This window comes from Geobacillus sp. CAMR5420, assembly GCF_000691465.1.
In the GTDB taxonomy this organism is placed as follows: domain Bacteria; phylum Bacillota; class Bacilli; order Bacillales; family Anoxybacillaceae; genus Geobacillus; species Geobacillus thermoleovorans.
Window position 1 is genome coordinate 27,219 of record NZ_JHUS01000057.1, and the last position, 14,997, is coordinate 42,215.

Below are 14,997 nucleotides of genomic sequence, written 5' to 3' on the forward strand. Positions count from 1 at the left end.
GGTCTCGACAAAAACGGGATCACTTGGATGACGGCCCGCCGCCATGCCCTGTTCTTTGAGCCGGAAGCGCTTATCGCTTCGGCACTGTTTCGCCTTCCCACTCGAGCATGCCGCCCGTCATGTTGCGGACGCGATAGCCAAGCTCTTGCAAGTAGCGGCAGACGTTTTCGCTCCGCCGTCCGGAGCGGCAGACGAAAATATATTCTTCGTTGCGGTCGAATTCCTCAAGCCGATCGGGGATGTCGCCCATTTTAATATGTTTGGCGCCGGGGATCATGCCGAGGGCGACTTCCTCGTCTTCGCGCACATCGACAATGTTCAGCTTTTCCCCGCGTTCGAGTTTTTCTTTCACTTCAGCCGGCGTGATTTCCTTGATCTCTTCCATGGCAGATCGACCCCTTTCGTTGGTGGATAGGGAGCGGGCCGAAGCCCGCCCTCATCATCAGTTGGCGACGATATTGACGAGCTTGCCGGGGACGGCGATCACTTTGCGCACGGTTTTGCCCTCAAGCTGCTCTTTGATTTTTTCATCGGCGAGCGCCCGCTCCTCGAGCGCTTCTTTTGGCAAGTCAACGGGCACGTGCAAGCGCGACCGCACTTTGCCGTTGATTTGCACGACGATTTCCACGACGTCTTCCACAAGCTTCGTTTCATCATACGTCGGCCACGGTTCATAGGCGATCGTGTCCGTGTGGCCAAGCTTTTGCCACAGCTCCTCGCCGATGTGCGGGCAGACCGGCGACAAGAGCTTGACGAAGCCTTCCATGTATTCTTTTTTCATTTGCTCCGCTTTGTACGCTTCGTTGATGAACACCATAAGCTGCGAAATGGCGGTGTTAAAGCGGAGCGCTTCATAGTCTTCCGTCACTTTTTTCACCGTTTGGTGATAGATGCGCTCGAGCGTATCGTTCGCCGGTTCGTCGACAATGTTCGGGTTCAGTTCGCCATTCTCGGTGACAAAGAGTCTCCAGACGCGGTCGAGGAAGCGCCGCGCCCCGTCAAGCCCTTTCGTCGACCAAGCGATCGACGCCTCAAGTGGCCCCATGAACATTTCATACAGCCGCAAGGTGTCGGCCCCATGGCTTTCGATGATGTCGTCCGGGTTGACGACGTTGCCTTTTGATTTGCTCATTTTTTCGTTGTTTTCGCCTAAAATCATCCCTTGGTTGAACAGCTTTTGGAACGGTTCTTTCGTCGGCACGATGCCAAGGTCATAGAGAAACTTATGCCAGAAGCGGGCATAAAGCAAATGCAAAACCGCGTGCTCCGCCCCGCCGATGTAAACATCGACCGGCAGCCACTTTTTCAGCTTTTCCGGATCGGCGAGCTGCTTGTCGTTGTGCGGGTCGATGTAGCGTAAATAATACCAGCAGCTTCCAGCCCATTGCGGCATCGTGTTCGTTTCGCGCCGCCCTTTTTTCCCGGTTTTCGGGTCGACAACATTGACCCATTCTTCGATGTTGGCCAGCGGCGACTCGCCCGTTCCCGACGGACGGATTTCATCCGTTTTCGGCAGCACAAGCGGCAATTCCTCTTCCGGCACCGGCGTCATCGTGCCGTCTTCCCAATGGATGATCGGAATCGGCTCGCCCCAGTAGCGCTGGCGGCTGAACAGCCAGTCGCGCAGCCGGTACGACACTTTTTTCCGCCCTTTGCCGTGCTCCTCAAGCCAGGCGATCATTTTGTCGATCGCTTCCTGCTTGTTCAAGCCGTTCAAAAACTCGGAGTTGATATGCTCGCCATCTCCGGTGTACGCTTCCTTTTCGATATTCCCGCCGGCGACGACTTCTTTCATCGGCAAGTGGAATTTTTTCGCAAACTCGTAGTCGCGCTCATCGTGCGCCGGCACGGCCATGATCGCTCCGGTGCCGTAGCTCATCAAGACGTAGTCAGCGATCCAAATCGGAAGCCGATCGCCGGTGACCGGGTGAATGGCGTACGCGCCGGTGAACACGCCCGTTTTTTCTTTCGCCAAATCGGTGCGCTCAAGGTCGCTTTTGCTTTGAATTTCCTTTAAGTAGGCGTCAACGGCTGGCTTTTGCTCCGGCGTCGTGATTTTTTCAACGAGCGGATGCTCCGGCGCCAAGACGGTGTACGTCGCGCCAAACAGCGTATCCGGACGCGTCGTGAACACGGTGAATGTTTCGTCATGGCCGTCGACGGCGAACTCGATTTCCGCTCCTTCCGAACGGCCAATCCAGTTGCGCTGCATCTCCTTAATGCTTTCCGGCCAGTCGAGCTCTTCCAAATCTTCAAGCAAGCGGTCGGCATAGGCGGTGATTTTCAGCATCCATTGCCGCATCGGCTTGCGGATGACCGGATGCCCGCCGCGCTCGCTCCGGCCGTTGATCACCTCTTCGTTCGCCAGCACCGTGCCGAGCGCCGGGCACCAGTTGACCGGCACTTCATCCATGTAGGCGAGCCCTTTTTCATACAGCTTCAAGAAAATCCATTGCGTCCATTTGTAATAGTTCGGGTCGGTCGTATTGATCTCCCGGTCCCAGTCGTACGAAAAGCCAAGCGATTTGATTTGCCGGCGGAAATTGTCGATGTTTTTTTGCGTAAACTCCGCCGGGTCGTTGCCGGTATCGAGCGCATATTGCTCGGCCGGCAGCCCGAACGCGTCCCAGCCCATCGGGTGAAGGACGTTGTACCCTTGCATCCGCTTCATGCGCGCCAAAATATCGGTCGCCGTATATCCTTCCGGATGGCCGACGTGCAAGCCGGCGCCGGATGGATACGGGAACATGTCGAGAACGTAAAACTTCGGCTTGTCATCATCATCGGACGTGCGGAACGTTTTGTTTTTCTCCCAATAGTCCTGCCATTTTTGTTCAATTTCGCGGTGGTTGAAGCTCATCGCAGCACTCCTCCTATCAAGTTCTACTTGCATCATTGACGAAAATATGTACAAAAAAACCCCCCCATCCCCACAGCAAAGGGACGAGAGGCGCGCTTCCCGCGGTACCACCCTTTTTGGCGCGCCAAACGGCGCACCCGCTTTCTTCCTTAACGCGGATGGACGGCCGGCGCTGTCGATGACCGTTCACGCCGGCAACTCCGAGGCGAGTTCACGAGCCGACTTCGGTTGACTCGCACCATCCGTCAACTCTCTGCCGTCCGTCGGGCCCGCTACTGCTCCTCTTCACCGTTATTCGCCTTATTCGCACGTCAACTACCCCCACTTCGCTAACGCTTGAAGTGGGGGCTTGCAACTCCCCAGAAGTGCAAACGGACTTCGTCCTCCTTCCTTGACTTGGGGTTGCATCAGGGGGCAGGTTGACGACTACCCAACGACGCAGGTCATGCCTGCATCGTTACCGATTCTCTCGGTGTGTCTGTTGGCAGTACTTGGCTTCCACACACAACAGACAGACCTACGCTCATGTTTTACGGTTGCAACGTTTCCTGCAACCAACTCCATCCATCGAGCAGCCGTTATTGGAGTGCCTTTATTTAACAGTTTTCTCCACGTCTTTATTCTATCATACACAAAAGAAAGGGGGAACGCACATTCCTCTCCCACTTACTCCCTTTGGTCGTTGAAGTGGGAGTCTCCTGCGCGAAATAGGATGAATCGAGCGATGAGTGGACAGAATGACAAATTTATTATTATTTTAAAAAATTTGTCGATCAATTGCAAGCCGAAATCTATACGGAAGCCGCGGTTTTTTCATCCGCGTTCTCCGTCCGCTTCGGGAGCCGACGATCATGCAAAAGCGCGGCCAGCACCGCCAATAAGGCAAACAATGCTAACATCATGATGAGCAGTTTCATTCCAAACAGATCGGCGACCGAGCCGCCGATGACCGGTCCGATCATCCGTCCGGCCGTGGCCGTCCCGTTGACGATTCCTTGGTAAAACCCGGCTTTCCCCGGGGGCGCCCATTCGTTCACCGCGGCCGGAATCGCCGGCCAGACGATCATCTCGGCGATCGTGAGCACCATCATGGACGCGGCAAACTCTGCAAACGAATGCGCCCCCAACAGCATGGCAAACGAAACGGCGAAAATAAAAAAACCGATCACGATTTGCCGCTTCAACGTCGGCATGAAGCGGCGGATGACCGCTGACAACAGCGGCTGGGCCAAGACGATCAACGCCCCGTTGATCGTCCAAAGCAAGCTGTACTGCCCGACTGGTATCCCGAGCTCGCGTGTATAGGCGGCGATCGTCGTCGACCATTGGACATAGCTCAACCAACACAGTCCATAGCCGGCGCAAAGGAGGGCAAGCGCCCAGCCCGCGGAGCGGGATGGCGCTCTTTCCGCTTCTCCGGATCGTTTCTTTCTCGGCGGCGGCAAGAGCGGAACGCGGCGCAGCCCGGCCACAACCGTAAACAAAAACGCGGCATACAACAAAAGATTGGCGAAAAAAACGAGCGAGAACGAATATGAAGCGACAAGCCCGCCAAGCGCCGACCCGACGGCGACGCCGATGTTTTGCGCGACATACAAGGCGTTGAACGCCCGCCGCCCCCCTTCCGGCCAAATCGCCCCGGCGTACGCCGACGCCGCCGGAAAGACGACGCCGCTGCCAACGCCGACAAACGCCAAAAACACCGCATAATGCGGCCAACCGTGCCAAACGCTTAAGCCGCCGAGCGCGGCCATCGTCAACACCGCTCCGGCCAACAAAACGCGAAACCCGCCGATCCGGTCAAACAAAAAGCCGCCGGCCAAGCTGCCGATGACGCTTCCCCCAGAGTTGAGCATGAGCACGACACCAGCGACAGCGAGCGGCTGGCCGAGCTGTTCGTGCAAATAGATCGTGTTTAGCGGCCATAGAAACGACGCCCCTGTCACATTGAGCGCCATGCCGACAAGTAGCCACCAAAGAGCGCGGGGCATCGGTCATCATCCTTTTCTGGTTTTTATTTTGAGTTCCGAAATAATTGTAGGGGAAAACAGGAAAAAATGCAATCAAAAAGGCGGAGCGTTCCGATGCGTCCGCCACTTTTTTGCCAAACTAACTCCCCACGGAAACAATGGCTTTTGAAGCGGGGCTCCTGCGCGAAAAGAAGAACAAGACGGAGCGGCTTTCGCCCCTTTGGCTTGTCGTCACCCGTTCCGCTGCTTGGAGCGGATCGGTTGGCCGCCCGTTTCCTCGTATTGCTTTTTCGCCAGCTTCACCGGGTCAAAGTCTTGACCAAGCTCCAAATCGTTATTGTTTTGGCCGTTGCGTGTTTTTTGTTCCGGATTCGTTTGTTTCAAGCGTCGCTTCATGTTGTGTTCCTCCTCGTTTCAGCGGTCAAGCAAAATCATGTCATTTTGCAATTGCTCGAGCTGGAGCCGCATCCGATGCAGCTGCTCACGCTGCTGGGCGTTGCAGCTTCGCGCCAAGTGCGCTAAATCGATGACCGTCTGCTCGAGCATCTGCTGGGCGTTGGTGTATTCGGTGATGTTGTAATGCTCCTGCTTTTGCGCTTCCGTATATTGCTCTTTCGCGTAGCGGATCACATCTTCACACCGCTGCAAAAATTCCTCAACGGATTGTCTTGTCGCCATGCGCTCACCTCGTTTCGTGATATTCCCTCATGTTTACTATGCGCCGCATAGGCCGGCCGTATCACGCCAATGATTGGCAGCGGTCGATTTTCCATGAAGTTTTTGTTACAATGCCGACGTGAGGATCTTCGTTCAGCTCGATCAATGTCGGTCAGCTCAAGGTTTTCTGTCACGCCGGCGCAGAGGATGGAAAGTTTAGGGGAAAAGCGATGGCATCCGACACTTTGGCGCAACGCCACGCCTGCCAACGTAAACGATGAAACGATCACAAGGAGGGGCCAACCGATGGCTTTGATGAACATTTTGCCGTTTGCCCGCTTTTTGCTTGATCAAGCGGTCAACGAAGGCGACATCGCCGTCGACGCGACCGTCGGCAACGGGCACGACACCGTGTATTTGGCCGAACGCGTCGGGGAGACAGGCCATGTGTTCGGCTTTGACATTCAGCCTGAGGCCATCACCGCCGCTTCCGCCCGCCTCGCGGAACATGGGCTATGCGGGCGGGCGACGTTGTTCGAGCGAAGCCATAGTGAACTGCTTGAGGCGCTTCCCGCCGATGTACACGGGCGCATCGCCGGCGCGGTGTTCAACCTCGGCTATTTGCCGGGCGGCAATAAGCAAATCGTCACCCAGCCGGAATCGACGATCGAAGCGGTCCGCCAGTTGCTTTCCGTCATGAAGCCGGGCGGCGTCATCGTTCTTGTCGTCTACCACGGCCATCCGGAAGGAAAGCGCGAACGCGACGCGCTCCTTGATTACGTCCGTTCTCTTGATCAACGGCGCGTCCATGCCTTGAAATACGAATTCATCAATCGGCAAAACAACCCGCCGTTTTTGCTCGCGCTCGAGAATCGGGCGGATGGGGGCGCCTGATTCCGTCCGATCCGCCGACGAACCACTGCTCTTGCCAATACAAGCAAACAGCCGCCCTTATGAAAAGGACAGCCGTTTTTGCCGCTCCTGCCAAAAGCGGTATGCTTTTCCGTTCCAATAGAAAAACTGCGACGCCGCCCCGCCGGCGCGGACGAGCCGGCGCGCCAGCCGGCGCAGCCCGCGCTGCTTTTTCACCTTGGCATCCGACAAATACAACCCAAGAAGCCCTCGGTGAATAAGGCGGTGAAACTCGCCGTGCGGAAGGGCGCCGACATGGCGGTCGGCCTCTTCGATGAAATGGCAAAGCCGCTCAAGCATCACCGTTTCATTCGGATAGTAAAAGCAAAAGTTTAAATCGCCGCCGTCCCGGTCTTCCTCCTGGTCGATCAAATAGTCGAGCAAAATGTGCAGTCCTTGAATGTACGGAAAATAACCGTCGCGCACTTGTCTCGCCATCTCCGGCGGCAGCGATTCGCCAAACGCATAGGCGACGAGGCAGAAAATGCCGAGCGTCGAACCGGAGCAGGCGGAAAACTCATACCATTCCATCGGCGGCAAGGCGTCTTTGTATTGCGCGAACCATTTCTCCAGCCGCGGCACCCGCTCGCTCGCTTCGACATGTTTATGCACTTGCAAGTCGCAATAATATCCGGCCAATTCATGCAAAAATGGGGCGATCGTCTCATAATGGCGCACCGTCTCGAGCACCTCTTGGCACGTGCGGACGAGCGCCGGCAAATAGCCGCCGTCTTCCTGTTCGCGGCGATGGCGGTAATAGTTCGACGGCTCCGCGCCGATCGTCAAAGCGTCCGGCATCGAATCGTGCAAGGCGCGAAAGTCGAGCGGATCGAGCGAGGTGCTGCGGTCGCACAAATTATCCAAATAATCGCTGATCGTCTGGTAAGCCACGATAAAGCGGATGCAATCCTCCATGTTTTCTCCGGCCAAGAGCGCCAAAATGGAGCCGCCTTCGCAATGGAACGTTTTCGAAGCGATGCTCGCCAAGGCCTGGCGCCGCAATTCCGGGTCGGGAATGCGCTCGGCCTGGCGCCGCCAATAGGCAAGCTCGCGGTGGACAAGCGGAAGCACGTCACGATACACCATTTTCATCAAGGCGATGGGGTTTTTCGGAATGTTCAATCGGCTCACCTCAGGTGCAAACACCATGGTCTCGTCTCCTAGCATTTCCATCTTATCAGCAACCAAAATCGTTTCGCGTCTGAACAGCCTGCGATCTCGTCTTCCAGTATTGCCATCAATGCGGGCGGGGCAAACCATAAAAGGGTTGGCGATGGAATGAAAAAACCGCTCAACAACGGTTCTTCTCACGTTGAGAAGCTTTGTGAAATCGGATCTTCTTTCCCGATCCCAACCACTCATCGGGCGAAACGAAACGTTTTTCACCAATCCCGACCAGGCGCGCTCACTTTCGTTGGCGATTTGGACGCAGCGTTGTACAATACATGGTGAACGATCGATTTTGCAGCAGAAAGGAACGAACGCCCATGATTTACCCATACAAAGGCAAAACGCCGCAAATTGCCGCCTCCGCCTTTATCGCCGACTATGTGACGATCACCGGCGATGTCGTGATCGGCGAAGAGACGAGCATTTGGTTCAATACCGTCATTCGCGGCGATGTGGCGCCAACGGTGATTGGCAACCGGGTCAATATTCAAGATAACTCAATTTTGCATCAAAGTCCAAACAATCCGCTTATCATTGAAGACGGTGTAACAGTCGGCCATCAAGTCATTTTGCACAGCGCCATCGTTCGCAAAAACGCGCTCATCGGCATGGGCTCGATCATTTTGGACCGCGCGGAAATCGGGGAAGGCGCGTTTATCGGCGCCGGCAGTTTAGTGCCGCCGGGCAAAAAAATTCCGCCCAACACGCTCGCCCTCGGCCGGCCGGCGAAAGTCGTCCGCGAACTGACGGAAGACGACATCCGTGAAATGGAGCGCATCCGCCGCGAATATGTCGAGAAAGGGCAGTATTACAAAGCGCTGCAGCAACAGCGGACATCGTGCGCCAACAAAAAAGAGCTGCCGTGATCAGGCAGCTCTTTTTCTTTCATCACTTGTCCGCCAACGCCAGCGCTTGTTCTTTCAACAAGGCGGCTTTGTCGGTGCGCTCCCACGGCAGGTCGATGTCCGTACGCCCAAAATGGCCGTAAGCAGCCGTCTGTTTGTAAATCGGGCGGCGAAGGTCGAGCATTTTGATGATGCCCGCCGGGCGGAGATCGAAGTTGTTGCGCACGACCTCAATCAAAATGTCTTCCGATACTTTGCCGGTGCCGAACGTATCGATCGAAATCGAAACTGGGCGGGCGACGCCGATCGCGTAGGCAAGCTGCACTTCGCATTTGTCGGCCAGTCCTGCCGCGACGATGTTTTTCGCGACATAGCGGGCCGCATACGCCGCCGAGCGGTCGACTTTCGTCGGATCTTTGCCCGAGAACGCGCCGCCGCCGTGGCGGGCGTAGCCGCCGTACGTATCGACGATGATTTTGCGCCCCGTCAACCCAGCATCCCCTTGCGGACCGCCGATGACAAACCGTCCTGTCGGGTTGATGAAATATTTCGTGTTCTCATCAAGCAGCTCTGCGGGCACGACCGGCTTGATGACCTGTTCTTTAATGTCGCGCTCGATTTGCTCTTGCGTAATTTCCGGATGGTGCTGCGCGGAAACGACGATCGTATCGACGCGCACCGGTTTGCCGTTTTCATCGTATTCGATCGTCACTTGCGTTTTCCCGTCCGGCCGCAAGTACGGCAAGACATCCGTTTTGCGCACTTCCGCCAATCGGCGCGCCAAGCGGTGCGCAAGCGAAATCGGCAACGGCATCAATTCTTCCGTCTCATTGCAGGCGAACCCAAACATCAATCCTTGGTCGCCGGCGCCAATCGCTTCAATTTCCTCGTCAGTCATCTGACCTTCGCGCGCCTCAAGCGCCCGGTTCACCCCCATCGCAATGTCCGGCGATTGTTCGTCAATCGACGTCAGCACCGCGCACGTATCGGCGTCAAATCCGTATTTGGCGCGCGTGTAGCCGATCTCCCGGACCGTATCGCGGACGATGCGCGGAATGTCCACGTATGTTGATGTCGTGATTTCCCCGCTCACGAGCACCAGCCCGGTCGTGACGCTCGTTTCGCAGGCGACGCGGGCGTTCGGATCTTTTTCCAAAATGGCATCCAAAATGGCGTCAGAAATTTGGTCGCAAATTTTATCCGGATGTCCTTCCGTCACAGACTCTGAAGTAAACAAGCGGCGTTTGGCTGACATTCGGTTTGTTTCCTCCTCTTGGCATAATGTGGCGACACGGAACTCATTTCCCTTTTTCCCTTCGCAATATAAAAAACCTTTCCTGTAACGGCTGAGGAAAGGTCATGGCAATCGTATTGCTTCCTTTCACTCTTATCGTTCAAGGACTGCGCCTTGCCACAGGTTAGCACCATTTCACACATGTACAGTTGTGACGGTTGCTGGGCTTCATCGGGCCTGTCCCTCCACCGGCTCGGGATAAGAGTATCCGTTCAATGACTTATCTTATCGCAATGGAATCGGCAAAGTCAACTATCAAAATTCATTTTTTATCATTTCCAGCCGAGAAAATTCTTTCCTCAAGGAAATCGACACATTGGGCAAAATAAAGTTTGAAAAACCCACACAATTAGTATGGACTATTAATAAAAATGTGTTATACTATTTTCAAGAGTGATTTCAAAAAGAAGGCAGGTTTTGAATATGGGGATCGCAAACATGACGAATAAGCTTGATGTATTGCTGCAAAAACCGTACGTGCATCATCAACTGTCCGTCGCCGAGCTCGTCGAGAAAGTCCTGCAGCGGAACGAAGGACGGCTGACGCACACCGGAGCCGTCGCGGTCACGACCGGCAAGTACACAGGGCGGTCGCCGAAAGACAAATACATCGTCGAAGAACCGTCAACGAAGCAAACGATCGACTGGGGAGCGGTCAACCAGCCGATGTCTCCGGAGACGTTTGATAAACTGTACGACAAAGTGCTCGACTATTTAATGAAGAAAGATGAACTGTTCGTGTTTAAAGGCTTTGCCGGCGCCGATCCGAAATACCGGCTGCCGATTCAAGTCGTCAACGAATTCGCCTGGCACAACTTGTTCGTCCATCAGCTGTTCATTCGGCCGAACGTCGAAGAGCTCGCCGTGCATGAGCCGCAATTCACCGTCATTTGCGCGCCGAACTTTAAAGCCGACCCGAAAGTCGACGGCACGCGCTCGGAAGCGTTCATCATCATCTCGTTTGAACGGCGCACCGTGTTGATCGGCGGCACCGAGTATGCCGGCGAAATGAAAAAATCGATTTTCTCGGTGATGAACTATTTGCTGCCGGAACAAGGCATCCTGCCGATGCACTGCTCGGCCAACGTCGGCCAGGAAGGCGACGTCGCCCTCTTTTTCGGCTTGTCGGGAACGGGAAAAACGACGCTCTCGACCGACCCGAACCGCCGCTTGATCGGCGATGATGAACACGGCTGGTCAAGCCGCGGCATTTTCAACATCGAAGGCGGCTGCTATGCGAAATGCATCAACCTATCGCGCGAGAAAGAGCCGCAAATTTTTGACGCCATCGGCTTCGGCGCGGTGCTCGAAAACGTCGTCCTCGATGACGCGACGCGGGTGCCGAATTACGACGACGGCACGCTGACGGAAAACACACGCGCCGCCTACCCGCTTCAGGCGATCCAAAACATCATCGACCCGAGCGTCGCCGGCCATCCGTCCACGATCGTGTTTTTGACAGCCGATGCGTTCGGCGTCCTGCCGCCGATCAGCAAGCTGACGCGCGAACAAGCGATGTACCATTTCTTAAGCGGCTACACAAGCAAGCTCGCCGGCACCGAACGCGGCGTCACCGAACCGGAAGCAACGTTCTCAACGTGCTTTGGCGCACCGTTTTTGCCGCGCCCGGCCGTCGAGTACGCGGAAATGCTCGGGCAAAAAATCGCTGAACACAACGTCCGCGTCTTTTTGGTCAACACCGGTTGGACAGGGGGGGCGTACGGCGTCGGCAGCCGCATGAAGCTCGCCTACACCCGAGCGATGGTGCAAGCCGCCGTCGAAGGGGAGCTCGACAACGTCGAAACAGTCAAAGATCCGATTTTCGGCCTCGCCATCCCGGCGCACGTCCCGGGCGTGCCCGATGACGTCCTGCAGCCGCAAAACACATGGGCCGACAAACAAGCATACGAACAAAAAGCAAAAGAGCTAGCGCAAAAATTCCGCGCCAACTTCCAAAAATTCGCCCACATCGATCCGTCCATCGAAAAACTCGGCGGACCGCTCGTTTAACAAGAACCCAGCCGGACAGGGAACCGTTCCCTGTCCGGCTGTTTTTTATTTCTTTCCTTTGCTTTGGACTCCGACACTGAATCCTTAAGCATTTCTGTACGTCGATCCGTTTCATTCGCCTCAAACAACCTCAAAACAACCGGACTCGATCAAACGCAATGGGCTTCTGTGTTTTCATTTGTCGCAATGGCCATTAGTTCTGTAAGGAATACGTAATGTCATCAAAAGATGGATGATTAATGAACTTGCGCATGATTTCTAAAGTTTTTACTCCCTGTTCCCCCAAGAATTGTGTTCTTGCCTCTATTTCTTCAACTGTTTTCCGCAAATCATCCATATACTTCTCAGAATTTTTAGAATCATTAAACAAGTGATAAAGATGCATAATTCCTATAGAAACTCCAGCAGCATGATATGCTCTGTCTAAAGGCCTTTTGATTTTCAAGATGGTTGATGTAACTAGAGCTTCTTCTTTTGCACATTCATTAGCATTAGGAAACATACAGTTAATCATATCATCCAAGAAGATACTTTGGTGGATAAACTCATGATAAATGGCCTCTGCATATTCAATGATTGACCAATCAGATTGAGGGTTTAACCATACTAATCCCATAACATTGGACACTGATCCTCCACCAAACAAATCTTTTTTTAAAATCAAAAAGGTACCAATAAGTGTATTAATTAAATCATACAAATCATTATGCAATACTTTGATCAACTTTAATGCTTTTTCAATTCTATCAGTAATTACTTCTTGCTCTTGTTGTGAATAAATGTGTTTATCGTTTTCCAAATCCTCTTTGTCAATCATACCCAAACTAAGTAATTTATTTTGCAATGTTTTATCAAAATATGTAACATGTATTTTTTCGTTTGAGTATGGAACAGGAACATCTTGAATATAATTTATGGCTTCAAAATATTTCTCTTTTAACGTGACACCTAATGGGAATTTCTTTCCACTTTCCTGCTCGACATAATTTTTTAGAATCTCGATATTCTCGATAATGTGTGATTTATGCAGAAATGGTAAAAAGATTTTTGATTCTGTCTGAACTATACTTGACATACTACTCCCCCTATTCACGGTATATTTATGGCTCTTCACCACAAAATACACTTGACAAAAAACGTTTTTCATAACGTCAAAAAGATCAATTTCCATTTTTTGTTATTTTGTTCAACTGGGAGGGTCAATATCATGTTTGTTCCTAAAAGTCAAGTACATCTTTCACCCGAGTTCGACAGTTTTGAGGCCATTTTAGGCTCTTGGGTGATGTCCCCACGGGTGAAGGAGCGCTCCCCTTCCCATGGGTCGTAACCGTCGAGGTTGGACTTTTCGCGATGTTCCTGGAGCTAGTTGAGTTTTAGCGATCAACTAGCCCCATTTTTTTCATAAATTGAACAAACTACTTTGTCAAATGAATTTGCATTCTAAGTGGTTGTACTACAAGAGACATTTGTGCATTACTTTTTAAATAATGTTCAACATAACGTTTAATATTTTCGACATGCTTTTTATTCATGGAATAACACCTCCTTCTATTTGTATTCATTGCCATTTTAACAAAAAAATGTATAATTACAACAATCAAAAAAATAAAATTATTCTATACCTGTGGTGCTAGTTGAGCGCTGATGCTCAACCAGCACCATAGGAATAAAAATGGACTCTAAACAGAATAAGGGGGAGGCTTCCATTGCTTCAGTATATCCATTCGCCTTTAGGAAATTGTTGAAAATCCATCCGCTTTCTTTCGCCTCCTCTCTTAGGGGCGCGACAAAAAGCTCGTTTTATCAAAAACTGAAGAGCTGGCTTTTGGTTCGTGTTTACGATTCCATTACCAATCGTTTCGATGATCAAAGAGAGGATTGAGGTCATGAAAAAGAAACCATTTCATTTCCTTTGGATCGGACAATCTTTCGCGAATTTCGGAGATGTGTTCTACATTGTTTCCGTTGTCTCTTGCCTATATCATTTGACATCGAAAGCCATGGCTGCCACCTTAGTCCCTTTTTTCGTTACATTGTCGTTATTTATTAGTGGAATCGTCGCACCGATATTTTTTGAAAACTATAAACAAAAAACGTTACTGTCCTACGGACAACTGTGTAAAACATTTCTGCTGCTTTTTCTCTCGCTGTTTTTGCAATGGGGTGCGGAACATCACATTGCAATCGTTTACGTTTTTGTATCATTGATCGCTTTTTTAGACGGGATCAATAATCCGATTAAAAACTCCCTCGTTCCGTTTATCGTTTCCAAGGAGGAAATCTTGAAAGCCAACAGTTTTTTAAACACGTTAGACCAATTTATCAAACTTAGCGCATGGCCGATCGGGAGTTTGATTGTCAGTGCGGGATCGCCGTTCCTTTTAATCCATATCACCTTATTGTTCTATATCGTTTCAAGCATTCTCATGTTTCTGTTGCCTATACAAGAACATACAAAGAAGAATACGGTCCAAGACAAAGGCCTAAAGAACTTTCTCCTTTCGATCCGTCTAGGATGGGAATACACGTGGAGAAATGTGCACGCGAAATCGATTAGCTTCATGTCATTTTTTGAAGGAATCGGAAATGGCGTCTGGATTTCGGCCATCCTTTATATTTATGTGAAAGAACAATTACATGTAGGAGAGGAATGGTGGGGATATATTAACTCTGTTTTCTTTGGCGGCATGGTGATAGGGGGATTGTTAAGCGTTACGTTTAGTCAATCGGTTGAAAAAAACCAGCAATTTTTTGTATTGTTTGGCCCGTTTTGTATCGCTATTGTCACACTGTTATTTGGCACAACGACGCACGGTGCGTTGGCGCTTCTGTATTCCGCCCTGTACGGGATCATCGAACAATGGAAGGTGATTTGCCTTCAGACGATTTTGCAAAAAAATGCCCGGATGGACGCGCTGCCTCATGTTTTTTCCGTGCAGGGAGTCATTAGTTCCGTAACGTTCGGGATTTCCGCCTTATTGATGAGCTTTATAGCCGATGTTTACGGGATTCGCTTTTCGTTTTATTTGTCTGTTTGCTGCTTTTTGATCAGCGGCTGGATCAGCTACCGTCAGCGGAAAATCTGGAGTTATAAGGAGAACCAAAAAGGAGAAATCACGGGAACTATTTTGTGAGCTCCCTCTGTAAATGATCACTTTATTTCAGAACAAAGCAAAGAAATCAGTCTTGCTTCATCATATGGCAGAGTGCAAACCGAAGGATTGTTTGCGCTCCTGCCTTTTCAACATTAGAATCAAAACGCCAATCGGGACGATGAAC

The 14,997-nt window shown here is 51.9% G+C and carries 12 protein-coding genes, 1 riboswitch and 1 other annotated feature; of the genes, 4 read left to right on the forward strand and 8 right to left on the reverse strand.

Features of this window, described 5'->3' with window-relative positions; genetic code table 11:
- Positions 1-70: 70 nt before the first annotated feature.
- The 5 genes from DI44_RS02910 to DI44_RS02890 form a co-directional block, all read right to left on the reverse strand.
- Entirely contained in the window at positions 71-385 is a 315-nt protein-coding gene (locus DI44_RS02910; protein WP_013144427.1) for a rhodanese-like domain-containing protein, read from the reverse strand.
- 57 nt (positions 386-442) lie between these two features.
- Positions 443-2,860 (reverse strand): leucine--tRNA ligase, encoded by a 2,418-nt coding sequence (gene leuS, locus DI44_RS02905; RefSeq protein ID WP_014196589.1) that lies wholly within the window; start codon positions 2,858-2,860, stop codon positions 443-445.
- A 76-nt stretch (positions 2,861-2,936) separates the two neighbouring features.
- Positions 2,937-3,158, reverse strand: a binding site (T-box leader).
- Positions 3,159-3,651: 493 nt separating this feature from the next.
- On the reverse strand, positions 3,652-4,851 hold the full coding sequence (locus DI44_RS02900) for an MFS transporter (RefSeq protein WP_015375657.1): 1,200 nt from the start codon (positions 4,849-4,851) through the stop codon (positions 3,652-3,654).
- A gap of 210 nt (positions 4,852-5,061) precedes the next feature.
- Entirely contained in the window at positions 5,062-5,226 is a 165-nt protein-coding gene (locus DI44_RS02895; RefSeq protein ID WP_011232316.1) for a hypothetical protein, read from the reverse strand.
- Between the two features lie 18 nt (positions 5,227-5,244).
- A complete protein-coding gene (locus tag DI44_RS02890) occupies positions 5,245-5,508 on the reverse strand; it encodes a YtzC family protein (protein ID WP_011232317.1) in 264 nt (87 codons plus the stop codon).
- A gap of 285 nt (positions 5,509-5,793) precedes the next feature.
- Here DI44_RS02890 and DI44_RS02885 point away from each other — a divergent pair, with 285 nt between their 5' ends.
- Positions 5,794-6,381 carry a class I SAM-dependent methyltransferase gene (locus DI44_RS02885; RefSeq protein ID WP_014196591.1) on the forward strand — a complete coding sequence of 196 codons (588 nt, stop codon included), beginning with the start codon at positions 5,794-5,796 and terminating at the stop codon, positions 6,379-6,381.
- Between the two features lie 57 nt (positions 6,382-6,438).
- Here the strand turns inward: DI44_RS02885 and DI44_RS02880 are convergent, their stop codons facing one another.
- Complete coding sequence (locus DI44_RS02880) at positions 6,439-7,548, reverse strand: tetraprenyl-beta-curcumene synthase family protein (protein WP_014196592.1); 1,110 nt, start codon at positions 7,546-7,548, stop codon at positions 6,439-6,441.
- Between the two features lie 338 nt (positions 7,549-7,886).
- Here DI44_RS02880 and DI44_RS02875 point away from each other — a divergent pair, with 338 nt between their 5' ends.
- Entirely contained in the window at positions 7,887-8,435 is a 549-nt protein-coding gene (locus DI44_RS02875) for a gamma carbonic anhydrase family protein (protein WP_013144421.1), read from the forward strand.
- Between the two features lie 22 nt (positions 8,436-8,457).
- Here the strand turns inward: DI44_RS02875 and metK are convergent, their stop codons facing one another.
- Positions 8,458-9,669 (reverse strand): methionine adenosyltransferase, encoded by a 1,212-nt coding sequence (gene metK / locus DI44_RS02870; RefSeq protein WP_014196594.1) that lies wholly within the window; start codon positions 9,667-9,669, stop codon positions 8,458-8,460.
- Between the two features lie 129 nt (positions 9,670-9,798).
- Positions 9,799-9,913, reverse strand: a riboswitch (SAM riboswitch).
- Between the two features lie 218 nt (positions 9,914-10,131).
- On the opposite strand from metK, the gene pckA reads away from it, so the two are divergent.
- Positions 10,132-11,718, forward strand: a complete 1,587-nt coding sequence (gene pckA, locus DI44_RS02865) for a phosphoenolpyruvate carboxykinase (ATP) (RefSeq protein ID WP_033026029.1) — start codon at positions 10,132-10,134, stop codon at positions 11,716-11,718.
- A gap of 193 nt (positions 11,719-11,911) precedes the next feature.
- On the opposite strand, the gene DI44_RS19505 is transcribed toward pckA, so the two are convergent.
- Positions 11,912-12,793, reverse strand: a complete 882-nt coding sequence (locus DI44_RS19505; RefSeq protein WP_025949573.1) for an HEXXH motif-containing putative peptide modification protein — start codon at positions 12,791-12,793, stop codon at positions 11,912-11,914.
- An 811-nt stretch (positions 12,794-13,604) separates the two neighbouring features.
- On the opposite strand from DI44_RS19505, the gene DI44_RS02860 reads away from it, so the two are divergent.
- Complete coding sequence (locus DI44_RS02860; protein WP_033026031.1) at positions 13,605-14,852, forward strand: MFS transporter; 1,248 nt, start codon at positions 13,605-13,607, stop codon at positions 14,850-14,852.
- Positions 14,853-14,997: the final 145 nt, after the last annotated feature.